Raw genomic sequence first — 23,155 nt, forward strand, 5'->3', positions numbered from 1 at the left:
TCGCTCAAACAGGCGCCGTGAGCATGAAACGACGCGCGGACCTGCGGACCGCGCTCCCGACCCCAGGCCGCAAATTCCAGCCGCGTCACAAATCGCCCCCGCCACAGGCCGGCCAGCGGGGCGAGAACACCATGTGGGCGCGCCGCCCGTGGAACGCCCGCATCACCCGAGAATGAATTGACGCGGGCGCTCAACGGCTGCGCGCCCACACGTGTTGGGCCCACCCGGTCCCGGCTGCCCTGTGCCGCGCCGTGTGGGGCGCCCGAGAAGCGCAGGGCCAGGCCCTTCGTCCTCTGACTTGCGGCGTCTGTCTGAGCGAAGCGGTCGCCGCAGGCGAGCGCGTAGCGAGTTACGCCGCAGGGCCTGGACCGAGCATCGCAGGGGAAGTCGGACACGAAGTGCCGACCGCCACAGTCGGCGCGGCACAGGGCAGCCGGGGCCGGGTGGGCCTGAGGTCACGCAGGCATGAAACCCGACGGATCAGCGAGCCGCCACGGATCCGGGTTGCCGGAATTGACGAAGACGCCAAAACCCGGCGCCAGAACTCCCGCGCGAATCCAACCCACTCCAGAGCAGCAGCGACAAAAAAGAAGGCCATGCCGGGCAGAACCCCGCATGGCCTTCACCGACCGATGTCGCCAGGGAGCCTGGCGCCGGTTCAACCCGCCTGCACGTTCCGCAGGCGGATGTGCAGCTCGCGCAGCTGCTTCTCGTCGACCGGGCCGGGCGCCTGGGTGAGCAGGTCCTGGGCGCGCTGGGTCTTGGGAAAGGCGATGACGTCGCGCAGGCTCTCGGCGCCGGTCATCAGCATGACGAAGCGGTCCAGGCCGATGGCGATGCCGCCGTGCGGGGGGGCGCCGTACTGCAGCGCGTCCAGCAGGAAGCCGAACTTGGCCTGGGCCTCCTCGGCGCCGATCTTCAGGGCGCGGAACACCTTGCTCTGCACGTCCTCGCGGTGGATACGAACCGAGCCGCCGCCCAGCTCGATGCCGTTGAGCACCGCATCGTAGGCCTTGGCCACGCAGCGGCCGGGGTCGGTCTCCAGCCAGTCCTCGTGGCCGTCCTTGGGCGAGGTGAAGGGGTGGTGCACCGCGTTCCAGCGCTGGGCGTCGTCGTCGTACTCGAACATGGGGAAGTCGATCACCCACAGCGGGCGCCATTCGCCTTCCACCAGGCCGTGCGACTTGCCGAATTCGCTGTGGCCGATCTTCACGCGCAGCGCGCCGATCGCGTCGTTGACGATCTTGGCCTTGTCGGCACCGAAGAAGACCAGGTCGCCGTCCTGGGCGCCGGTGCGCTTGAGGATCTCGGCCAACGCCTCGTCATGCAGGTTCTTCACGATGGGCGACTGCAGGCCCTCGCGGCCCTTGGCCATCTCGTTGACCTTGATCCAGGCCAGGCCCTTGGCGCCGTAGATCTTCACGAAGTCGGTGTAGGCGTCGATCTCGCTGCGCGGCATCTGGCCGCCCTGCGGCACGCGCAGGCCCACCACCCGGCCGTCGGGCATGTTGGCGGCACCGGCGAAGACCTTGAAGTCCACCGTCTTCATCACGTCGGTGAGTTCGGTGAACTCCATCTTCACGCGCAGGTCGGGCTTGTCCGAGCCGTACAGGCGCATCGCGTCGGCGTGCTTCATCACCGGGAAGGCGCCGATGTCGATGCCCACCACGTTCTGGAAGGTCGAGCGGATCATGCCCTCGAACATGGTGCGGATCTCGTCCTCCATCATGAAGGAGGTCTCGATGTCGATCTGCGTGAACTCGGGCTGGCGGTCGGCGCGCAGGTCCTCGTCGCGGAAGCACTTGGTGATCTGGTAGTAGCGGTCGTAGCCGGCCACCATCAGCAGCTGCTTGAACAGCTGGGGCGACTGCGGCAGCGCGAAGAACATGCCGTCGTGCACGCGGCTGGGCACCAGGTAGTCACGCGCGCCTTCGGGCGTGCTCTTGGTCAGCATCGGCGTCTCGATGTCGATGAAGCCGTTGGCGTCCAGGAACTTGCGCACCTCCATGGTCACCTTGTAGCGCAGCATCAGGTTCTTCTGCATGTACGGCCGGCGCAGGTCCAGCACGCGATGCATCAGGCGCGTGGTCTCCGAGAGGTTCTCGTCATCCAGCTGGAACGGGGGCGTGACGGAGGGGTTGAGCACCGTCAGCTCGTGCGCCAGGATCTCGATCTTGCCGCTCTTGAGGCTGTCGTTGGTCGTGCCCTCGGGGCGCGCGCGCACCACGCCGGTCAGCTGCACGCAGAACTCGTTGCGCAGGCCCTCGGCCACCTTGAAGGTGGCGGCGCGGTCCGGGTCGCACACCACCTGCACATAGCCCTCGCGGTCGCGCAGGTCGACGAAGATCACGCCGCCGTGGTCGCGCCGGCGGTTGACCCAGCCGCAGAGCGTCACGGTCTGGCCCAGGAGGGCTTCGGTCACGAGGCCGCAGTAAGTGGTACGCATGTGCATGGCAGACACAACGCCGCGCCACGGGGCGCCGCGTCCTTCCTCTTCAATGGTTTCTTGGGGAGACGACGCCCATGGAGATGACGTACTTCAGCGCCTCGTCCACGGACATCTTCAGTTCGACGCAATCGCTCTTGCGAAGCATCACGAAATAGCCGCCGGTGGGGTTCGGCGTGGTGGGCACGTACACGCTCACGTAATCGCCCACCAGGTAGTTGCTCACCTCGCCGCCCGGCGTGCCGGTGACGAAGCCGATGGTCCACACGCCCGGGCGCGGCCACTCGACCAGCACCGCGGTGCGGAAGGCATTGCCGCTGGGGGAAAACAGCGTGTCCGAGACCTGCTTGACGCTGGAATAGATGGAGCGAACCACCGGGATGCGCGCGACCAGGCGGTCGCCCCACATGACCAGGCGCTTGCCGACCAGGTTGCTGGTGATGCCGCCGACGACCAGCAGGATGGCCAGCGTGAGCAGCACGCCGAAGCCAGGCAGGTGGAAGCCCAGGAAGTGCTCGGGCCGCCAGGCCTGCGGCAGGATGAGCAGGGTCTGGTCCAGCGTGCCGATGATCCACTGCAGCACGGCCAGGGTGATGGCCACCGGCACGATGACCAGCAGGCCGGCCACCAGCCATTTGCGCAGGGCGGACATCACGTACCCGGCCTTCCTGCCGTCAGTGGCAGGCGCAGGACGCGCCGCAGCCGCCCGCCGCCGCCGGGGCGTCGCCCTTGGAGCCGCCGTCGGGCTTGGACTCGGCGGACTTGGTTTCCGTGGGCTTGGTGTCGGCCGGCTTGGCATCCCCGCCCGAGACGGGCGCGGTGGTCGAGGCCGGCGTGGAGCCGCCCCGGAAGTCGGTGACGTACCAGCCCGAGCCCTTGAGCTGGAAACCGGCGGCCGTGACCTGCTTGGTGAACGATTCGGCGCCGCAGGCCGGGCAGGTCGTCAGCGGCGCGTCGGAGATTTTCTGCAGGACATCCTTGGCATGGCCACAGGATGCGCACTTGTAAGCGTAGATGGGCATGGCTGTGAAGTCGGGAAGTTCTGCGGGTGCAAAGCCTTCAATTATAGGCGCCGGGGGGAAAGGCAAGCCCCCGGGGGCTTGGGCCGGCGCTCGCCCATGGGCGCGCCACGGTTTCACGTCCTTGGCCATCCTGGGGCTGGGGCGGTGCGGCTGGCACATGGATCTCGCGTTCGCCTCGCTGGTTTTGGCTGGTGTCGGGCTTCGCTCATCGACCTCGCACTCAACCCGCTCGTTCTGCTGGCGTGGCGCTTCGCTCTTAGACCTCGCGCTCGCCCCGCTGGCCGGCCTGTGACGGGGGCTCATACTGCCGCGGTCCGCTGCGCGGACTCCGCTGGAATTTGCGGCCTGGGGCCGGCACGGCGCAACTCGCTACGCGCTGGCTGCGCCACCGCTTCGCTCAAACAGGCGCCGTGAGCATGACACGACGCGCGGACCTGCGGACCGCGCTCCCGACCCCAGGCCGCAAATTCCAGCCGCGTCACAAATCGCCCCCGCCACAGGCCAGCCAGCGGGGCGAGAAGACCATGTGGGCGCACCGGCGGTGGAGCGCCGGCACCTCACAGAGAGTCAGGAGACGCTGGCGCTCAACGGCTGCGCGCCACCGTGCCACTGGCAAACCCAGCCCCGGCCGTCGGCTGCCTGCTGCCGCGCCCTATGGGGCGCCCGAGAAGCGCAGGGCCAGGCCCCAAGCTTTCTGACTTGCGGCGTCTGTCTGAGCGAAGCGCTCGCCGCAGGCGAGCGCGTAGCGAGTTACGCCGCGGGGCCTGGACCGAGCATCGCAGGGGAAGTCGGACACCAAGTGCCGACCGCCCCATTGGGCGCGGCAGCGGGCTGCCGGCGGCCGGGGCTGGGTTTGCCTGACGCGATGCAGGCACGGAACGCAACGGGGTACGCGCAGAAGCCAGACAGAGCCAGCGCCCTGGCGCACCGGCCCTCAGGCCGGGCAGCAGGCCTCAGCGCGACACCTGCGCCCCGTGCGCAGCGGCCGCGTGCTGCACCGACTCCACCCCCACCACCCGGTGGTGCGAGGCCTGGGTGTTGCGGATCGCCTGCGGGCCCAGCGAGCCGAGCACCATGCCGACGATGGCCATCAGGAAGCCGGCGAGCTGCGGCGGGAAGGTGGCGCCGGCGGGCGTGTACAGGAACACCAGCCAGGCCAGCACGCCCAGCACGATGGAGAAGATCGCGCCCTGCGTGGTGGCGCGCTTCCAGTAGAGGCCGGCGGCCAGCGGCACGAAGGCGCCGACGAGGGTGACCTGGTAGGCGCCCGAGACCTGCTCGTAGATGGGCGTGCCCTGCAGGGCGATGGCGTAGGCGCACACGCAGGCGCTGAAGATCAGCACCGTGATGCGCATGGTGCGCAGCTCGTGCTTGTCGGCCTGGCGCGGGAAGAACTGCCGCCAGATGTTCTCGACGAAGGTCACCGAGGGCGCCAGCAGCGTGGCCGAGGCGGTGGACTTGATGGCCGAGAGCAGCGCGCCGAAGAACAGCACCTGCATCACGAAGGGCATGTGGTCGCGCACCAGCGTGGGCAGGATCATCTGGCTGTCGGCCTTGACGCCAGTGGCCATCAGCTTGGCCACCGTGTCCGGCATGATGATCAGCGCGCTGGTGACCAGGAACATGGGCACGAAGGCGAAGACGATGTAGCAGACGCCGCCGATCACCGGCCCGCGCGTGGCGGCCTTGATGTCCTTGGCCGACATCACGCGCTGGAACACGTCCTGCTGCGGGATGGAGCCCAGCATCATGGTCATGCCGGCCGCGATGAAGCCGACGATCTCGCTGGCGCTGGGCTCGGGCAGGAACTTGAAGAGGTCCTTGCTGGTGGCCAGGGCGATCACCTTGTCGGCGCCACCAGCCTGGTGGCCGGCGAAGACGGCCAGGATGAACAGGCCGATGACCAGGATGATCATCTGGATGAAGTCGGTGACGGCCACCGACCACATGCCGCCGAACAGCGTGTAGGCCAGGATGGAGCCGGTGCCTATCACCATGCCCAGGGGCTTGCTGATCGCGCCCTCGGACAGCACGTTGAACACCAGGCCCAGCGCCGTCACCTGCGCCGCCACCCAGCCCAGGTAGCTCAGGATGATGACCAGCGAGCAGGTCACCTCGATGGTGCGGCCGAAGCGCTCGCGGTAGTAGTCGCTGATGGTCAGCAGCGTCATGCGGTAGAGCTTGGCGGCGAAGAAGATGCCGACCAGGATCAGGCAGGTGCCGGCGCCGAAGGGGTCCTCCACCACGCCGTGCAGGCCGCTGGTGATGAAGGTCGCCGGGATGCCCAGCACCGTCTCGGAGCCGAACCAGGTGGCGAAGGTGGTGGTCACGATCATGACCAGCGGCAGGTGGCGGCCGGCGATCGCGAAGTCCGCCGTGTTCTTCACGCGCTTGGCGGCCCACAGGCCGATGGCGATCGTGATCAGCAAATATCCGAAGACCAGGGTCAACAGCACGGCACTCTCCTCATGGGCTGGGCGGCATTATCGTCGCGCCGGAGGCCTTCCGCTCAGAACGGATGGGTCCGGGCGATCCACTCCATCACGATCAGGCCCAAAGCAAAGCCGATGCCACCCCAGGCGATGGCCTGCAGCAGGCGGTTGGTGCGGCGCTGCTCGGCCAGCAGCGCCTGCACCTCGGGCGCGGTGCTGGCATGGCGGGCGGACAGGAAACGGTGCAGCAGCAGGGGCAGGTCCGGCAGCAGCTTGGCGTAGCGGGGCGCCTGGGCCTTGAGCTCGTTGAGCAGCTTCTGGGGCCCCACCTGCTCCACCATCCAGCGCTCCAGGAAGGGCTTGGCCGTGGCCCACAGGTCCAGGTCGGGGTCCAGCTGGCGGCCCAGGCCCTCGATGTTCAGCAGCGTCTTCTGCAGCAGCACCAGCTGCGGCTGGATCTCGACGTTGAAGCGGCGCGAGGTCTGGAACAGGCGCATCAGCACCATGCCCAGCGAAATCTCCTTGAGCGGCCGGTCGAAGTAGGGCTCGCAGACGCTGCGTACGGCGCCCTCCAGCTCATCCACGCGCGTGGCCGGCGGCACCCAGCCGGATTCGATGTGCAGCTCGGCGACCCGCTTGTAGTCGCGGCGGAAGAAGGCCGTGAAGTTCTGCGCCAGGTACTCCTTGTCGAACTCCGTCAGCGTGCCGATGATGCCGAAATCCAGCGAGATGTAGCGGCCGAAGGTGCCCGGCTCCAGGCTCACCTGGATATTGCCGGGGTGCATGTCGGCGTGGAAGAAGCCGTCGCGGAAGACCTGGGTGAAGAAGATGGTCACGCCGTCGCGCGCCAGCCGGGGGATGTCCACCCCCGCTTCGCGCAGGCGCGCGACCTGGCTGATGGGCACGCCCTTCATGCGCTCCATCACGATCACCTCGGGGTGGCAGAAGTCCCAGAACATCTCCGGGATCAGCACCAGGTTCAGCCCGGCCATGTTGCGCCGCAGCTGGGCGGCATTGGCCGCCTCGCGCACCAGGTCCAGCTCGTCGTGCAGGTACTTGTCGAACTCGGCCACGACCTCGCGCGGCTTCAGCCGCCGGCCGTCCACCGAGAGCGACTCCACCCAGCCGGCCATGGTGCGCATCAGGCTGATGTCGTTGTCGATCACCGGCAGCATGCCCGGGCGCAGCACCTTGACGGCGACCTCGCGCTCCTGGCCGTCACGCCCGCGCAGCGTGGCGAAGTGCACCTGCGCGATGGACGCGCTGGCCACCGGCGTGTGCTCGAAACTGGTGAACACCGCCTCCAGCGGGCGGCGGAAGGCGCGCTCGATGGTCTGCACCGCGATGGCCGGGTCGAAGGGGGGCACCCGGTCCTGCAGCAGCGCCAGTTCGTCGGCGATGTCGGGCGGCAGCAGGTCGCGCCGGGTGGACAGCACCTGGCCGAACTTCACGAAGATGGGGCCCAGGTGCTCCAGCGCCTGTCGCAGGCGCTGGCCGCGCGGCGCGCGCAGGTCGCGGCCCAGGGTGAGCACGCGGATGAAGCCGGCCAGCCAGGGGCGCCGCAGGCTGGAGAGCACGAGCTCGTCCAGGCCGAAGCGCAGCGCGACCCAGACGATGAAGAAGCCGCGGAAGTAGCGCCTCATGCGGCGGGCCCGGCCGCACCGGCGCCACGGCGCCCGGCGAAGTCGCGCAGGCCGGCCACGAGCCGGCGCACGCCCTCGGCCAGCGCATGCGCGGGCACGTCGCCCATCACGCGGGCGAGGTCGTCCTCCAGGTCCCAGCGCACGTTGTCGGCCAGCCAGTTCACCTCGGCCGCGAACTGCACGTCGCCCTCGATGCGCACCGGCGGCTTGTCGCCGCGCAGCGCCGCCTGCGCGAGCTGGAAGGGGGACTCCTCGATGACGGTGAGGCTGAGGTCCGCCGGCGTGGCCGTCTCGGAGAGCTCGAGCAGGCCGGCGGGCGTGGCCGCCAGCCGCATGAAGAAGTGGCGCCAGCGCGCCTCCAGCACCCGGCCGGCCTGGCGCGCCAGCCGCGCCTGCGCCTCGGGCTCCTGCATCAGCACATGGTTGACGAGCAGCACGATGCGGTGCTGCAGCTCGCTCACCATCCAGGGCGGCGGCTGCAGCCCGGCGGCCAGCTTGCCGAACACGTCGTCGAGGAAGGAAGTGGGGGACTCGGAGGCCATCCCCGGATTCTCGCTGAAAGAAGGGCGGCTACTGGAGCGCCTGGACACCGGCGACCAGCCAGCCGCTGGCGCCGTCCTTGGGCTTGGACATGTTCCAGACCTCGCGGAACGGGCTGGGCCCGGCCGACGGGTCCTCGCGCACCATGCCGGAGAACTCCACGCTGGCGAGGTACTCGCTGCCCAGGTCCTCGATGCCCAGCAGCTGGGCCTGCAGCATGTGCACCTCGGTGCGGCTGGGCTGCGCGCCGGGCTGGCGCTCCCGCTCAGCCAGCTGGGCCTTGATCTCGCCCAGCATGCCGTCGGTCATCATGGCGCGCAGCAGGCCGAGGTCCGCGCGGTCCCAGGCCTCCTGCAGCACCATGAAGTTCTGCTTCGCGTTGGCCACGAAGCCCTGCACGTCGAAGCCGGCGGGAATCGCCCAGCTGCCGCCGCCGGGCAGCGCGGCCCCGATCTGCGAGGCCGGCGCCGCGGGGACGCCAGGCTCGGCGGCCAGGCCGTGCTGCTCCCAGGGCCGGGCCGAGGCGTCGTTGCCGACCTTGTCGGGGCTGTACTGGCGGGGCAGCGCGGCCATCTCGGCCGGCAGGCCGGCCGGCTGCAGCGCGGCGCGGCGCGAGCGGGACAGCGCCGCGGCCAGGGCGACGCCCGCCGCCACCAGCAGCAGGACCATGAGCAGGCCGCCGAAGGCCGGGCCCAGGCCCAGGGCGTTGGCCAGCCAGGCCAGGCCCAGGCCGGCGGCCAGGCCGCCCAGCAGGCCGCCCCAGGGACGCCGCGGCGCGGGTGCCGGGGCCGTGGGCGACGGCGCGGCAGCGGGCGCGGCCTGCTGCTGCGCGGGCGCGGGCGCCACGGACGGGCGCGCGGCTTCGCGCTGGGTCACGTTGGACGACTGCCGGCCGATGGAGCCGCCCCCGCCCAGCCGCTTGGCCGCATGGCCCGTGGACGCGGCCAGGGCCAGCGCGAGCACCAGCAGCGGGAGCGTGCGCCGGATCAGCATTTGATGCCCACGTGCAGGGCCACCACGCCGCCGGTGAGGTTGTGGAAATCGACGTGGCCGAAGCCGCAGCCCTTCATCAGCGCCTTCAGCGCTTCCTGGTCGGGGTGCATGCGGATCGATTCGGCCAGGTAGCGGTAGCTCTCGGCGTCGCCGGCCACCCATTGGCCGAGCTTGGGCAGGATGTTGAAGGAGTACCAGTCGTAGGCGCGCGAGAGCGGCTGCGCCACCTTGGAGAACTCCAGCACCAGCAGCTTGCCGCGCGGGCGCAGCACCCGGGCCATCTCGCGCAGCGCGATCTCCTTGTGCGTCATGTTGCGCAGGCCGAAGGCCACGCTCACGATGTCGAAGCTCGCGTCCGGGAAGGGCAGCTTCTCGGCGTCGCACACCAGCGTGGGCAGCGCCAGGCCGGTGTCCAGCAGGCGGTCGCGGCCGGTGCGCAGCATGGCCTCGTTGATGTCGGTGTGCACCACGCGGCCGGTCGGCCCGACCTTCTTGGCGAACGCCATGGACAGATCGCCCGTGCCGCCGGCGATGTCCAGCACCTGCTGCCCGGGGCGCGGGTTCGCGACCATCAGGGTGTAGGCCTTCCACGCCCGGTGCAGCCCCATGGACATGAGGTCGTTCATCAGGTCGTAGCGCGGGGCCACGGAATCGAACACGCCGCGCACGCGGCTGGCCTTCTCCCGCTCGTCGACGGTCTGGAAGCCGAAATGCGTCTGGCTCATGCTGCCTTCGTCAGTGCCCGCAGGCATGGCCCGCGTTGGCGGGCATGGGTTGGTCGCGGTCGGCGCCCGCGGCGGCCAGGCGGCGCTCGTACTCGGCCCACAGCTGCGCCTCGTCGCGGCCCAGGCGGTACAGCAGTTCCCAGCTGAAGATGCCGCTGTCGTGGCCGTCCGAGAAACGCGGCTGCACAGCGTAGTTGCCCACCGGCGCCAGCGACTCGATGCCGACATCCCGCTTGCCGGTCTGCAGCACCTCCTGGCCGGGCCCGTGGCCCTGCACCTCGGCCGAGGGCGAATACACGCGCAGGAGTTCGAAGGGGATGCGGAAGGCGGCGCCATCGGAGAACGCCACCTCGAGCACGCGGGAGCGCCCATGCACCGTCAGCGCGACGGGCGTGGGCGAATCAGAAGCGAGGCCTGCCATGGGCAAATTCTAGCCAGCGGGCCGGCATGTGGCGTGGCTTTGTCGCTTGACCGCGAGCCCGACATAGAAACGACGGCCTCGCGGCGCCTGGAACGCGGGCCGAGGCTCAGGCCTGGACGCTGGCCAGGGCCGCGCGGATCGCGTCGTCGGCGGCGGCCAGGCGCGCCTGCAGGGCCTGCATCTGCGCGGGATCGTCCTCGCGCCGGGGCGGCGCCCAGATCGGCGCGGGAAAGCGGGAGTCCCAGTGCCAGCGCGCCACCACGTGCCAGTGCAGGTGCGGCACCATGTTGCCGAGCGCAGCCAGGTTGATCTTGTCGGGCGAGAGCACGTCGCGCACCGCCCGCTCGACACGGGCGACGGCGTCCATGCACAGCGCGCGGTCGGCGGCGTCCAGGTCGCTGAACTCGGCGACGTGGTCCTGCCAGACCACGCGCCAGAAGGCGGGGAAGCCGGGCTCCTCGGCCCGGATCACGCGGAAGCGGGCGGCCTGCACCACCGGCAGCCCGCCGGGCGCCTGGCACAGCGGACAGGCCGGATCGTGCACGGCAGCCCCGCTCAGACCAGCACGCGCTCGATGCCGCCGGCGTTGGCGGCACGCACGTACTCGGGCATCCATTCCTCGCCCAGGATCTGGCGCGCCATCTCGACCACGATGTAGTCGGCTTCCAGCAGGCCGTTCTGCAGGTCGTGGCTGTAGCGGTTCAGGCCCTGCAGGCAGCTCGGGCAGCTGGTCAGCATCTTGATGTTGTCCTGCGCGCCGACCACGCCAGCCGCACGCATCGCAGCCTCGTCCTTGCGGATCTCCTCTTCCTTGCGGAAGCGCACCTGCGTGGAGATGTCCGGCCGGGTGATGCCGAAGGTGCCCGACTCGCCGCAGCAGCGCTCGGACTTGCGCACGTTGGGACCGATCAGGGCCTTCACCGTCTTCATCGGGTCCTGCAGCTTCATGGGCGAGTGGCAGGGGTCGTGGAACATGTAGGCCTTGCCCGCCCCGTCCAGCGTGATGCCCTTCTCCAGCAGGAACTCGTGGATGTCCACGATGCGGCAGCCAGGGAAGATCTTCTCGAACTCGTAGCCCTGCAGCTGGTCGTAGCAGGTGCCGCAGGAGACCACCACCGTCTTGATGTCCAGGTAGTTCAGCGTGTTGGCCACGCGGTGGAACAGCACCCGGTTGTCGGTGATGATCTTCTCGGCCTTGTCGTACTGGCCCGAGCCGCGCTGCGGGTAGCCGCAGCACAGGTAGCCCGGCGGCAGCACGGTCTGCACGCCGGCATGCCAGAGCATGGCCTGCGTGGCCAGGCCGACCTGCGAGAACAGGCGCTCCGAGCCGCAGCCGGGGAAGTAGAACACCGCCTCCGACTCCGCCGTGGTGACCGACGGGTTGCGGATGATGGGGACGTAGTCCTTGTCCTCGATGTCCAGCAGTGCGCGCGCCGTCTTCTTGGGCAGGCCGCCCGGCAGCTTCTTGTTGATGAAGTGGATCACCTGCTCCTTGACCGGCGGCAGGCCGCCGCTGGTCGAGGGCGGGCGCGCCACCTGCGGCCGCGCGAAGCCGCGCAACAGGGTGTTGGCGAAGCGCTGCGCCTTGAAGCCCACGCCCACCATGGCGGCACGCACCGCCTTGATGGTCTCGGGCTGGGTGGCGTTGAGCATGAACATGGCCGCGGCGTTGGCGGGGCGGAAGCTCTTCTGCCCCATCTTGCGCAGCAGGTTGCGCATGTTCATGGAGACGTCGCCGAAGTCGATCTTCACCGGGCAGGGCGAGGCGCACTTGTGGCAGACCGTGCAGTGGTCCGACACGTCCTCGAACTCCTGCCAGTGCTTGACCGAGATGCCGCGCCGGGTCTGCTCCTCGTAGAGGAAGGCCTCGACCAGCAGCGAGGTCGCCAGGATCTTGTTGCGCGGGCTGTACAGCAGGTTCGCGCGCGGCACGTGGGTCGCGCACACCGGCTTGCACTTGCCGCAGCGCAGGCAGTCCTTGATGCTGTCGCTGATGGCGCCGATGTCGCTCTGCTGCATGATGAGCGACTCGTGGCCCATCAGCCCGAAGCTGGGGGTGTAGGCGTTGGTCAGGTCGGCGTGCATGCCGCCGTCGGCCGCCGGCCGGGCCACGCGCAGCAGCTTGCCGCGGTTGAAGCGGCCCTGCGGGTCCACCTTCTGCTTGTAGTCAGCGAAGGGCCGCAGTTCCTCGTCGGTGAGGAACTCCAGCTTGGTGATGCCGATGCCGTGCTCGCCCGAGATCACGCCGTCCAGCGAGCGGGCCAGCACCATGATGCGCTTTACCGCCTCGTGCGCGGTCTGCAGCATCTCGTAGTCGTCGCTGTTGACCGGGATGTTGGTGTGCACGTTGCCGTCGCCGGCGTGCATGTGCAGGGCCACCCAGACCCGGCCCTTGAGCACGCGCTGGTGGATGGCGCTGCACTCGGCCAGCACCGGCTCGAAGGCCGTGCCGGCGAAGATGTCCTGCAGGCGGGCGCGGATCTGCGTCTTCCAGCTCGCGCGCAGCGAATGGTCCTGCAGCTGCGGGAAGAGCGCGGCCACGCGGGCCAGCCAGTCCTGCCACTGCGCGCGCACCTCGCGCACCACGGCCAGGGCCTGCTGCACGCGGTCTTCCAGCAGCTCGGCGGAGGGAATCTCGCTGGCGTCGTCCTGGCGGCCCAGCGGCAGGTTGCCGCGCGCCAGGAAGGTCTCCAGCTCGTCGGCCAGGCGGATCTTGTTGGCCAGCGAGAGCTCGATGTTGATGCGCTCGATGCCGTCGGTGTACTCCGCCATGCGCGGCAGCGGGATCACCACGTCCTCGTTGATCTTGAAGGCGTTGGTGTGGCGGCTGATGGCGGCCGTGCGCTTGCGGTCCAGCCAGAACTTCTTGCGCGCCTCGGCGGACACGGCCACGAAGCCCTCGCCGCTGCGCGAGTTGGCGATGCGCACCACCTCGGAGGTGACGCGGGCGACCGCGTCGGCGTCGTCGCCGGAGATGTCGCCGATCAGCACCATCTTGGGCAGGCCGCCACGGCGCGACTTGGTGCTGTAGCCCACCGCCCGCAGGTAGCGGTCGTCCAGGTGCTCCAGGCCGGCCAGCAGCACGCCCGAGCGCTTCTGCTCGGCGAACATGAAGTCCTTGATCTCGACGATGCTGGGCACGGCGTCCCGCGCGTGGCCGAAGAACTCCATGCACACCGTGCGGGTGTGGGTGGGCATGCGGTGCACCACCCAGCGCGCGCTGGTGATCAGGCCGTCGCAGCCTTCCTTCTGGATGCCGGGCAGGCCCGACAGGAACTTGTCCGTCACGTCCTTGCCCAGGCCCTCCTTGCGGAAGGCGCGGCCCGGGATGGTGAGGGTCTCGCTGCGCAGCGGCGTGCGGCCGTCGGCGGCGAAGTACTTCAGCTCGAAGGTGGCGACCTCGGCGTCGTGGATCTTGCCCAGGTTGTGGTCCAGGCGGGTGACCTCCAGCCACTCGGCCTCGGGCGTCACCATGCGCCAGGACACCAGGTTGTCCAGCGCGGTGCCCCACAGCACGGCCTTCTTGCCGCCCGCATTCATGGCGACGTTGCCGCCGATGCAGGAGGCCTCGGCCGAGGTCGGGTCCACGGCGAAGACGAAACCGCCGCGCTCGGCGGCGTCGGCCACGCGCTGGGTCACCACGCCGGCTTCGGTCCAGATGGTGGGGCGCGGCTCGGCATGGCCGGGGATGCGGGTCATCTCGACCTCGGTCATCGCCTCCAGCTTCTCGGTGTTGATCACCGCGCTCTTCCAGTCCAGCGGGATTGCGCCACCGGTGTAGCCGGTGCCGCCCCCGCGCGGGATGATGGTCAGGCCCAGCTCGATGCAGGCCTTGACCAGCGCCGCCATCTCGGCCTCGCTGTCGGGCGTGAGCACCACGAAGGGGTATTCCACGCGCCAGTCGGTGGCGTCCGTGACGTGGGCCACGCGCGACAGGCCGTCGAACTTGATGTTGTCCTTGGCCGTGTGCCGCCCCAGGGCGCGCTGGGCCTGGCGGCGCAGGTCCGCCATCTGGCGGAAGCTGGCGTCGAAGGCGTCCACGGCCTGGCGGGCCGCGGCCAGCAGCTCGACGACCAGCGCATCGCGCGCCGGGTCGGCCTGCGGCGTGCGGCGCTTCTGCACCTCGGCCAGCCGGTGGTTCAGGGCCTCGACCAGCAGCTTGCGGCGGCCCGGGTTGTCCAGCAGGTCGTCCTGCAGGTAGGGGTTGCGCTGCACCACCCAGATGTCGCCCAGCACCTCGTACAGCATGCGGGCCGAGCGGCCGGTGCGGCGCTCCTCGCGCAACTGCCCCAGCACCTCCCACGCCCGGGACCCCAGCAGGCGGATCACGATCTCGCGGTCGGAGAACGAGGTGTAGTTGTAGGGGATCTCGCGCAGGCGCGGGGCGTCCGCGCCCAGCGCGGCCATGAGGTGGTTGATCGGGGTGGGGGCGTTCATGGGGAGCCGGTCATGTTACCGCAGCGCACCATGTTCCTGCCCCAGCGCCGGTGGAAACCCCCTTGCCACCGACGGGGCCGGTCCGTCAAATCCGCGTCACGGGGCCGTCCTAGGCTCAGGCGGCACGGCGCAGGTCGTGGCTGCATCCAACCGGAGTCCAAAATGAAACTAAAGATTGCATTTCTTGCCGCCTGCGCGGCCCTCGCCTCGGCCGCCCAGGCCCAGACCGAGATCCAGTGGTGGCATTCCATGACCGCCGTGAACAACGAGTGGGTCAACGACCTGGCCAAGGATTTCAACTCGCGCCAGAAGGAGTACAAGATCGTGCCCGTCTTCAAGGGCGGCTACGACGAGTCCATGACGGCGGCGGTCGCGGCCTTCCGGGCCGGACAGGCCCCCGCCATCCTGCAGGTGTTCGAGGTGGGCACGGCCACCATGATGGCCAGCAAGGGCGTGGTGGTGCCGGTGGGCAAGGTGATGGCCGACGCCGGCCGCAAGTTCGACCCCAAGGGCTACGTGCCCGCGGTGGCGAGCTACTACACCGCGCCCAACGGGCAGATGATGAGCCTGCCCTTCAACAGCTCGACCACGGTCTTCTACATCAACAAGGACGCCTTCGCCGCCGCCGGCCTGGACGCCAGCAAGCCGCCCACCACCTGGCCCGAGGTGGCCCTGGCCGCCGCCAAGCTCAAGGCCAGCGGCCACAAGTGCCCGCTGACCATCGCCTGGCAGGGCTGGACCCAGCTGGAGAGCTTCTCCACCTGGCACAACACCCTGCTGGCAACCAAGCGCAACGGCCTGGACGGCCTGGACGCCCGGCTGGTCGTGAACTCGCCGCTGCACGTGCGCCACATCGAGAACCTGGCCAACATGGCCAAGCAGGGCCTGTTCGTCTACAAGGGCCGCGCCAACATCCCCGAGGCCAGCTTCGTCTCGGGCGAGTGCGCCATGATCACGACCTCCTCCGGCTTCTACGGCAACGTGGCCAAGAACGCCAAGTTCAAGTTCGCGGTCGCCACCCTGCCCTATTACCCCGACGTGCCCGGCGCGCCGCAGAACACCGTCATCGGCGGCGCCAGCCTGTGGGTGATGGCCGGCCGCAAGCCCGAGGAGTACAAGGGCGTGGCCGCCTTCTTCGACTACCTGTCCGACCCGCAGGTGCAGTCGGCCAGCCACAAGCGCACCGGCTACCTGCCGATCACCATGGCGGCCTTCAAGGCGACCGAGGATTCCGGCTTCTACAAGCAGAACCCCGGCACCGACACGGCGGTGAACCAGATGATCCGCAAGACCACCGACAAGTCGCGCGGCATCCGACTGGGCAACTACGTGCAGATCCGCGCGGTGGAGGACGAGGAGCTGGAGCAGGTCTGGGCCGGCAAGAAGTCGGCCAAGGAAGCGCTGGACAGCATCGTCAAGCGCGGCAACGAACTGCTCGAGCGCTTCCAGCGCGCGAACAAGTCCTGATGCGGGCGGCCGGGGCCGCGGCCTGAGAATAGTGGCCCATGGAAAAGCGGGTCCACTTCAAGTCGTCATGGCTGCCCTGGGTGCTGCTCGCGCCCCAGCTGGTTGTCATCGCGGTGTTCTTCTTCTGGCCGGCCGGCCAGGCGCTGCTGCAATCGCTGCAGCAGCAGGACGCCTTCGGCACCTCGGTGCAGTGGGTGGGCCTGCAGAACTTCCGCGACCTGTTCCATGACCAGAGCTACCTGGGCTCGTTCCAGGTCACGGCCAAGTTCTCCCTGCTGGTGGCCTTCTTCGGCATCGCGCTGTCCCTGGTGCTGGCGGTGTTCGCCGACCGCGTGGGGCGCGGCGCGCTGGCCTACCGAACCCTGCTGATCTGGCCCTATGCGGTGGCCCCGGCGGTGGCCGGCGTGGTGTGGCTGTTCATGTTCGCGCCCAGCATCGGCATCGTCTCGTACGCGCTGCGCGAGGCCGGCATGAACTGGGACCCGCTGCTCAACAGCGACCACGCCATGGCCCTGATCGTGATGGCGGCGGTGTGGAAGCAGTTCTCCTACAACTTCCTGTTCTTCGTCGCCGGGCTGCAAAGCATCCCGAAATCGCTGATCGAGGCCGCGGCCATCGACGGCGCGGGCCCCTGGCGGCGCTTCTGGACCATCCAGTTCCCGCTGCTGTCGCCCACCACCTTCTTCCTTCTGGTGATCAACATCGTCTATGCCTTCTTCGACACCTTCGCCATCGTCGATGCGGCGACCAAGGGCGGCCCCGGCAAGGACACGGCCATCCTGGTCTACAAGGTCTACTTCGACGGCTTCAAGGCCATGGACCTGGGCGGCTCGGCCGCGCAGTCGGTGGTGCTCATGGCCATCGTGGTGGGGCTGACGGTGTTCCAGTTCCGGTTCGTGGAGAAGCGGGTGAAGTACTGATGGTCGAGCGCAACCGCTTCCTGGACCTGCTCGCCCACGCCGTGCTGCTGCTGGGCGTGGCCGTGGTCGCCTTCCCCTTGTGGATCACCTTCGTCGCCTCCACCCACACCGTGCAGGAGGTGGTGCAGTCGCCCATGCCGCTGTGGCCCGGCAGCCACCTGCTGGAGAACTACCACGCCGCCCTGTTCGGCGAAGGCAGCGGCGGCGGCTCGCACGCGCCGGTGGGCCGCATGATGTGGGTCAGCCTGGTGACCGCCCTGGCGATCAGCATCGGCAAGATCGCGATCTCGCTGCTCTCGGCCTTCGCCATCGTGTGGTTCCGCTTCCCGTTGCGCATGACGGTGTTCTGGGCGATCTTTGTCACGCTGATGCTGCCGGTGGAGGTGCGCATCGGGCCGACCTACCAGGTGGTGTCGGACCTGGGCATGCTCAACTCCTACGCCGGCCTGGCGGTGCCGCTCATCGCCTCGGCCACGGCCACCTTCCTGTACCGGCAGTTCTTCCTCACCGTGCCGGACGAACTGGCCGAGGCGGCGCGCATGGACGGCGCCGGCCCCATGCGCTTCTTCAAGGACGTGCTGCTGCCCCTGTCGGCCACCAGCACGGCCGCGCTCTTCGTCATCCAGTTCATCTACGGCTGGAACCAGTACCTGTGGCCCCTGCTGGTGACCACCGAGGAGCGCATGTACCCAGTGGTGATCGGCATCAAGCAGATGATCTCGGGCGGCGATGCGCAGACCGAATGGAACACCGTGATGGCCACCGCCATCCTGGCCATGCTGCCGCCGGCGGCCGTGGTCATCCTCATGCAGAAATGGTTCGTCAAGGGCCTGGTGGATTCGGAAAAATAAGATGGCAGCGATCTCGCTACGCAAGGTGGTCAAGCGCTACGGGCGCGGCGCGCAGGCGCTGCAGGTGATCCACGGCGTGGACGCGGAAGTCGGCGACGGCGAGTTCGTCGTCATCGTCGGCCCCTCGGGCTGCGGCAAGTCCACCCTGCTGCGCATGGTGGCGGGCCTGGAGGAGATCTCCGGCGGCGAGATCGCCATCGGCGGCCGCGTGGTGAACGACCTGGAGCCCGCCGACCGCGACATCGCCATGGTGTTCCAGAACTACGCGCTCTACCCGCACATGAGCGTGTTCGACAACATGGCCTATGGCCTGAAGATCCGCAAGATGCCGCCGGCGCAGATCCGCGAGCGGGTGGACAAGGCCGCCGCGATCCTGGAGCTGGGCCACCTGCTGCAACGCACGCCGCGCCAGCTCTCGGGCGGCCAGCGCCAGCGCGTGGCCATGGGCCGCGCCATCGTGCGCGAGCCGCAGGTCTTCCTGTTCGACGAGCCGCTCTCCAACCTGGACGCGAAGCTGCGCGCGCAGACGCGGCTGGAGATCCAGAAGTTGCACCGCGAGCTGGGCATCACCTCGCTCTTCGTCACGCACGACCAGGTCGAGGCGATGACGCTGGCGCAGCGCATGCTGGTGATGAATGCGGGCCACATGGAGCAGTTCGGCACGCCCGAGGAGGTGTACCACCGGCCGGCCTCCACCTTCGTCGCGAGCTTCATCGGCTCGCCGCCCATGAACCTGCTCAAGGCGGCGCCGGGCGGGCGCGAGGGTTTCATCCTGGGCATACGGCCCGAGCACCTGGACATCGTCGACCAGGGCTGGGAGGCCACCGTGGACACCGTGGAGCTGCTGGGCGCCGAGCGCCTGGTCTACGCCACGGTGGGCGGCGAGCCCGTCATCGTGCGCACCGAGGAGCACGCCACCCCGCCCGCGCCCGGCGCCCGCATCCGCCTGCGGCCGCGGCCCGACCGCGTGCACTGGTTCGACGCCGGCAGCGGCAAGCGGGTGCAGGCATGAGCGCCGCCCCTTCCCCCTGGCCCTACCCGCGCTGGATCGCGCACCGCGGGGCCGGCAAGCTCGCGCCCGAGAACACGCTCGCCGCCTTCCGCCTGGGCGCCGCGCAGGGCTTCCGCATGGCCGAGTGCGACGTGAAGCTGGCGGCCGACGGCCTGCCCTTCCTGCTGCACGACGCCACGCTGGACCGCACCACCAACGCGGTCACTCAGTTCGGCCCGGCCGCCAGCCGCGTGGCTGGCGAGCACCCCTGGGCCGAACTGGCGACGCTGGACGCCGGCAGCTGGCACTCCCGCGCGTATGCGGGCGAGCCCCTGCCCACGCTGGAGGGCATCGCCCGCCACTGCCTCGCCAACGGGCTGCTGCTGAACATCGAGATCAAGCCCACGCCCGGCACCGAGCGCTTCACCGGCGAGGTGGTGGCCCGGCATGCGGCGCGGCTGTGGAACGACGCCCCCGTGCCGCCGCTGCTGAGCTCCTTCAAGCCCGAGGCGCTGGAAGGCGCGCGCGCCTCGGCCGGACACCTGCCGCGCGGCCTGCTGCTGGACAGCCTGCACGGCGGCTGGTGTGCGCAGGCGCTGGGCCTGGGCTGCGTGGCGGTGGTGCTGAACCACACGCTGTGGTCCCTGGAGACGGTGCGCGAGGCGAAGGACGCCGGGCTGCGCTGCCTGGCCTACACGGTCAACGACGAATGGGCCGCGCAGCGGTTGCTGGCCCTCGGGCTGGACGGCATCATCACCGACCGGGTGGACCTCTTCTCGCCCGGCTGAGCCGGTGCGGCCCGGCCTGCAGGGCCCGGGCCACGGACGGCCCGCCCCGCGCCACCGTGCGCGAACTCAGCGCAGGTCGCCCGCCAGCGAGGCCAGGGTCTCGGCCGGGATGTGCACGTGGGCCGGGTAGTTGCGGTGGTCGCAGCCCAGCTTCACGCCGGCGCCGGCCTTGATGGCGGCCATGGCGGCCGGGCTGAACTCGAAGCGCAGGAAGTGCACCGCCGAGGTCTTCTCGTCGTTCTCGCGGTCCAGGTCCTCGTCGGCGATGGCGTACACCCGCTCGCGCCCCTCCACCTCCACGAACATGCGGTCCTCGACGCCGATCAGCCGCGCCAGCTCGCGCCGGCGTTCGTTGATGTCGGGGTACTCGATGAGCAGGGTGGCCTTCCAGTTGGTCCCGTCGGGCACCAGGGGGGTGTAGGCCTCGATCTCGGCCAGGATGCCCTCCTCCTCGAAGATGCGCTCGATGCGCAGCATCTCCTGGATCTGGTAGCGGATGGTGGTCTCGCTCTCGAACTGCAGCGTGATGTGCTCGCCCAGGGCGACGCTGCGCAGCTTGCGGTGGGCGATGACGTTGATCTTGTTGGCCTTGCGCCACTTGGCGTAGGCCTCCAGGCTCATGAGGCTGTCGGGGGTGATGTTTCCGGTGAGGTGCATGGTGCTGTCACTCGAGGCCGTAGGCCATGCGAACAAGCGTGATGGGATGTCGGAGCTCTGGGCTGCCCAGCGAGTTCCGCTCGAAGCCCTGGGCGATGTGGTGCCCGCCCAGCGGGCAGTCCGAACTGATGAAGTCGGGCGCGCCGCCGCCCGGGTGCTCGGCCATCTTCTTGAACAGCGGCTTGCCGATCTTCATGGCCTGGTCGTGGAAGCGCTTCTTGACGCCGAAGGTGCCGGCATGGCCGGAGCAGCGCTCGTTGGTCTGCACCGAGGTGCCTGGCACCATCTTGAGCATCTCCTCGGTCTTCTTGCCGATGTTCTGCACGCGCGAGTGGCAGGGCACCTGGTAGCTGACCTTGCCCAGCGGCTGGCTGAACTCGACCTTGAGCAGGCCGTCGCGCTTGCGCGCCATCAGGTACTCGAAGGGGTCCCATAGGGCCTCCTTGACGCGCTGCACCTGCGCGTCTTCGGGGTACATCAGCGGGATCTCCTGCTTGAACATCAGCGTGCAGCTGGGCACCGCCGACAGGATCGCGTAGCCCTGGTCGGCGTACCGCGCCAGCACCGGGATGTTGGCCCGCTTGGAGGCGTCCACGGCATCCAGGTCGCCCAGCTCCAGCTTGGGCATGCCGCAGCACTTCTCCTTGTCGACCAGCACGTAGGGGATCTCGTTGTGCTGCAGCACCTTGAGCAGGTCCAGGCCGATCCCGGGCTCGTTGTAGTTGACGTAGCAGGTGGAGAAGATCGCCACCTTGCCGGGCGTCTTCTCGCCGTCGCGCACCGGGAATTCCTGCGACGACGGCGCCGCGGAGCGAAAGCGGCGCGTGGCCAGGGCGGGCAGCCAGGCGCGCTGGTCCACGCCGGCCAGGCTCTCCAGGGCCTCGCGCGCCACCTTCGTCTGGTTGATCGCGTTCACGGCCTGGACGACGATGGGAATGCCCGCGAACTGCCCGTGCACGTCGGTGGAGGCCAGGAATTTCTCGCCCGCGCCGACCTCGCCCTTCTTGAACTTGATGGCCTTGGCGCGCAGCATGGTGTGCGGGAAATCCAGGTTCCACTCGTGCGGCGGCACGTAGGGGCACTTGGTCATGTAGCAGAGGTCGCACAGGTAGCACTGGTCGACCACCTTCCACAGGTCCTGCTTCTGCACACCGTCCATCTCGCCCGTGGCGCCCTCGTCGACCAGGTCGAACAGGGTCGGGAAGGCGCCGCACAGGCTGACGCAGCGCCGGCAGCCATGGCAGATGTCGAAGATGCGCTCCATCTCCTTGAAGGTGGCCTCCTCGTCGTAGTACGAGGGGTTCCGCCAGTCGATGGGGTGCCGGGTGGGGGCTTCGAGACTGCCTTCTCTTGCGGCCATGTGTGTGTTCTCGCGAGGGACGGGGATCGCTGCGCGCTGCGCCTTCTCTTCTCTCCAGGGCGCATCTTTGCGCATCACGGATGACCCCGGTGATGCAGGGGGCCATTCGTCATGCGTGCCGGGCCCGGCACGCGCCCGGCGCCCCGCGCCACGGGCAGGGCCCGGGCGCGGGGGCGGGCGGCTCAGTCGGCCAGCTCGTTCAGGGCCTTCTGGTAGCGGTTGGCGTGCGAGCGCTCGGCCTTGGCCAGGGTCTCGAACCAGTCCGCGATCTCGTCGAAGCCCTCGTCGCGGGCGGTCTTGGCCATGCCCGGGTACATGTCGGTGTACTCGTGGGTCTCGCCGGCGACGGCGGCCTTGAGGTTGTCGCGGGTGCTGCCGATCGGCAGGCCGGTGGCCGGGTCACCGCACTGCTCCAGCCACTCGAGGTGGCCGTGGGCGTGGCCGGTCTCGCCTTCCGCGGTGGAGCGGAACAGCGCGGCCACGTCGTTCTGGCCCTCGACGTCCGCCTTGTTTGCGAAATACAGGTAGCGCCGGTTGGCCTGCGACTCGCCCGCGAAGGCGGCCTTCAGGTTCTCTTCCGTCTTGGAGCCTTTGAGTGCTGCCATGGGATTCTCCTGGGGTGGGTTGATGAAAACCGATCTGTGTCCCGCCGTGCGGGTCCACAAGACCGGGCTAGGGTAGCCCTGTGGCGCGACCCCGTCCAATTGCCGGGGTTTATGCCCCCGATCGCTTTTGGCTATTCCGTCGATAGCAGGGATAGTACGTAGTCCGCGGCCGGGCGACGGCCGCTGCAGCCGTTACGATACAGTAAACGGATTACGGATAGTTGAATCCAGGAGATCGCCATGGCCGCCCTCCCGCAGGACGCCGCGCTGCCCGCGCCGCCCCCCATCCAGCAGCTGCACCACTACGCCTACCGGGCCCGCGATGCCGAGGAGACCCGGCACTTCTACGAGGACATCCTGGGCCTGCCGCTCTACCACATCATCCAGAGCGACCACGTGCCCAGCACGGGCGAGTACTGCCCCTACACCCACTTCTTCTTCCGCCTGCAGGACGGCTCCTTCATCGCCTTCTTCGACCTGGGCGACGACGTGGCGGCCGAGCCCTCGCCCAACACGCCCCGCTGGGTCAACCACATCGCCTTCCGCGTGGAGTCCATGGACGCCCTGAAGGCCATGAAGGCGCGCCTGGAAGCGCACGGGGTCGAGGTGCTGGGCATCACGGACCACCACATCTTCCACAGCATCTATTTCTTCGACCCCAACGGCATCCGGCTGGAGCTGAGCGCCCAGCTCGCCGACGAGTTCCAGATGCTGCAGGAAAGCCGCACCGCGCATGCCCGGCTGGACGCCTGGACCGCGCGCAAGGCGCAGTGGCGGCGCGAGCGCGCCGAGGGCAGGTCCACCGCGCCGCTGAAGCCCCAGCAGAACGACCGGCCCGAATTCAACAAGCCCTGACG

General features: G+C 69.2%; 20 protein-coding genes. 6 read left to right on the forward strand and 14 right to left on the reverse strand.

Annotated elements, in window-relative coordinates; translation table 11 throughout:
* Nucleotides 1-658: 658 nt before the first annotated feature.
* The 11 genes from aspS to IM725_RS02990 all read right to left on the reverse strand — a co-directional run bounded on the left by aspS (nt 659) and on the right by IM725_RS02990 (nt 14,659).
* On the reverse strand, nt 659-2,452 hold the full coding sequence (gene aspS, locus IM725_RS02940) for an aspartate--tRNA ligase (RefSeq protein ID WP_193779080.1): 1,794 nt from the start codon (nt 2,450-2,452) through the stop codon (nt 659-661).
* Between the two features lie 43 nt (nt 2,453-2,495).
* A complete protein-coding gene (locus tag IM725_RS02945; protein ID WP_193779081.1) occupies nt 2,496-3,098 on the reverse strand; it encodes a DUF502 domain-containing protein in 603 nt (200 codons plus the stop codon).
* 22 nt (nt 3,099-3,120) lie between these two features.
* Nucleotides 3,121-3,468: an FmdB family zinc ribbon protein gene (locus IM725_RS02950; protein ID WP_193779082.1), complete on the reverse strand. Its 348-nt coding sequence runs from the start codon at nt 3,466-3,468 to the stop codon at nt 3,121-3,123.
* A gap of 953 nt (nt 3,469-4,421) precedes the next feature.
* Nucleotides 4,422-5,924, reverse strand: a complete 1,503-nt coding sequence (locus tag IM725_RS02955; protein ID WP_193779083.1) for a sodium:solute symporter family protein — start codon at nt 5,922-5,924, stop codon at nt 4,422-4,424.
* 53 nt (nt 5,925-5,977) lie between these two features.
* Nucleotides 5,978-7,543 carry a ubiquinone biosynthesis regulatory protein kinase UbiB gene (gene ubiB, locus IM725_RS02960; RefSeq protein WP_193779084.1) on the reverse strand — a complete coding sequence of 522 codons (1,566 nt, stop codon included), beginning with the start codon at nt 7,541-7,543 and terminating at the stop codon, nt 5,978-5,980.
* Complete coding sequence (locus IM725_RS02965) at nt 7,540-8,085, reverse strand: hypothetical protein (protein ID WP_193779085.1); 546 nt, start codon at nt 8,083-8,085, stop codon at nt 7,540-7,542. Before IM725_RS02965 ends, ubiB begins: the two co-directional genes overlap by 4 nt.
* A 28-nt stretch (nt 8,086-8,113) precedes the next feature.
* Nucleotides 8,114-9,076: a Tim44 domain-containing protein gene (locus IM725_RS02970; protein ID WP_193779086.1), complete on the reverse strand. Its 963-nt coding sequence runs from the start codon at nt 9,074-9,076 to the stop codon at nt 8,114-8,116.
* Nucleotides 9,070-9,801 (reverse strand): bifunctional demethylmenaquinone methyltransferase/2-methoxy-6-polyprenyl-1,4-benzoquinol methylase UbiE, encoded by a 732-nt coding sequence (gene ubiE, locus IM725_RS02975; protein WP_193779087.1) that lies wholly within the window; start codon nt 9,799-9,801, stop codon nt 9,070-9,072. Before ubiE ends, IM725_RS02970 begins: the two co-directional genes overlap by 7 nt.
* A gap of 10 nt (nt 9,802-9,811) precedes the next feature.
* Nucleotides 9,812-10,222: a gamma-butyrobetaine hydroxylase-like domain-containing protein gene (locus IM725_RS02980; protein ID WP_193779088.1), complete on the reverse strand. Its 411-nt coding sequence runs from the start codon at nt 10,220-10,222 to the stop codon at nt 9,812-9,814.
* A gap of 106 nt (nt 10,223-10,328) precedes the next feature.
* Nucleotides 10,329-10,766 carry an HIT family protein gene (locus IM725_RS02985; protein WP_193779089.1) on the reverse strand — a complete coding sequence of 146 codons (438 nt, stop codon included), beginning with the start codon at nt 10,764-10,766 and terminating at the stop codon, nt 10,329-10,331.
* An 11-nt stretch (nt 10,767-10,777) separates the two neighbouring features.
* Complete coding sequence (locus tag IM725_RS02990) at nt 10,778-14,659, reverse strand: DUF3683 domain-containing protein (protein WP_193779090.1); 3,882 nt, start codon at nt 14,657-14,659, stop codon at nt 10,778-10,780.
* Between the two features lie 162 nt (nt 14,660-14,821).
* Here IM725_RS02990 and ugpB point away from each other — a divergent pair, with 162 nt between their 5' ends.
* The 5 genes from ugpB to ugpQ are packed head-to-tail and all read left to right on the forward strand — an operon-like array spanning nt 14,822 to nt 19,676.
* Nucleotides 14,822-16,126 carry a sn-glycerol-3-phosphate ABC transporter substrate-binding protein UgpB gene (ugpB, locus tag IM725_RS02995; RefSeq protein WP_193779091.1) on the forward strand — a complete coding sequence of 435 codons (1,305 nt, stop codon included), beginning with the start codon at nt 14,822-14,824 and terminating at the stop codon, nt 16,124-16,126.
* A 38-nt stretch (nt 16,127-16,164) separates the two neighbouring features.
* Complete coding sequence (ugpA, locus tag IM725_RS03000) at nt 16,165-17,046, forward strand: sn-glycerol-3-phosphate ABC transporter permease UgpA (RefSeq protein ID WP_193779092.1); 882 nt, start codon at nt 16,165-16,167, stop codon at nt 17,044-17,046.
* Nucleotides 17,046-17,897 (forward strand): sn-glycerol-3-phosphate ABC transporter permease UgpE, encoded by an 852-nt coding sequence (ugpE, locus tag IM725_RS03005; protein ID WP_193779093.1) that lies wholly within the window; start codon nt 17,046-17,048, stop codon nt 17,895-17,897. The genes ugpA and ugpE overlap by 1 nt, the downstream gene beginning before the upstream one ends.
* A 1-nt stretch (nt 17,898) precedes the next feature.
* A complete protein-coding gene (locus IM725_RS03010) occupies nt 17,899-18,909 on the forward strand; it encodes a sn-glycerol-3-phosphate import ATP-binding protein UgpC (RefSeq protein WP_193779094.1) in 1,011 nt (336 codons plus the stop codon).
* Nucleotides 18,906-19,676, forward strand: a complete 771-nt coding sequence (ugpQ, locus tag IM725_RS03015) for a glycerophosphodiester phosphodiesterase (RefSeq protein ID WP_193779095.1) — start codon at nt 18,906-18,908, stop codon at nt 19,674-19,676. The genes IM725_RS03010 and ugpQ overlap by 4 nt, the downstream gene beginning before the upstream one ends.
* A gap of 66 nt (nt 19,677-19,742) precedes the next feature.
* Here the strand turns inward: ugpQ and IM725_RS03020 are convergent, their stop codons facing one another.
* The 3 genes from IM725_RS03020 to IM725_RS03030 all read right to left on the reverse strand — a co-directional run bounded on the left by IM725_RS03020 (nt 19,743) and on the right by IM725_RS03030 (nt 22,298).
* The gene (locus IM725_RS03020) at nt 19,743-20,333 is read right to left on the reverse strand and encodes a DUF3501 family protein (RefSeq protein ID WP_193779096.1); all 591 of its coding nucleotides are present in this window, start codon (nt 20,331-20,333) and stop codon (nt 19,743-19,745) included.
* Nucleotides 20,334-20,340: 7 nt separating this feature from the next.
* The gene (locus IM725_RS03025; RefSeq protein ID WP_193779097.1) at nt 20,341-21,693 is read right to left on the reverse strand and encodes a (Fe-S)-binding protein; all 1,353 of its coding nucleotides are present in this window, start codon (nt 21,691-21,693) and stop codon (nt 20,341-20,343) included.
* 182 nt (nt 21,694-21,875) lie between these two features.
* The gene (locus IM725_RS03030; RefSeq protein ID WP_193779098.1) at nt 21,876-22,298 is read right to left on the reverse strand and encodes a rubrerythrin family protein; all 423 of its coding nucleotides are present in this window, start codon (nt 22,296-22,298) and stop codon (nt 21,876-21,878) included.
* 240 nt (nt 22,299-22,538) lie between these two features.
* Between IM725_RS03030 and IM725_RS03035 the strand changes: the two genes are divergently transcribed.
* On the forward strand, nt 22,539-23,153 hold the full coding sequence (locus IM725_RS03035) for a VOC family protein (RefSeq protein WP_193779099.1): 615 nt from the start codon (nt 22,539-22,541) through the stop codon (nt 23,151-23,153).
* Nucleotides 23,154-23,155 lie beyond the last annotated feature (2 nt).

Source organism: Ramlibacter aquaticus, from assembly GCF_015159745.1.
Classification (GTDB): Bacteria; Pseudomonadota; Gammaproteobacteria; order Burkholderiales; family Burkholderiaceae_C; genus Ramlibacter; species Ramlibacter aquaticus.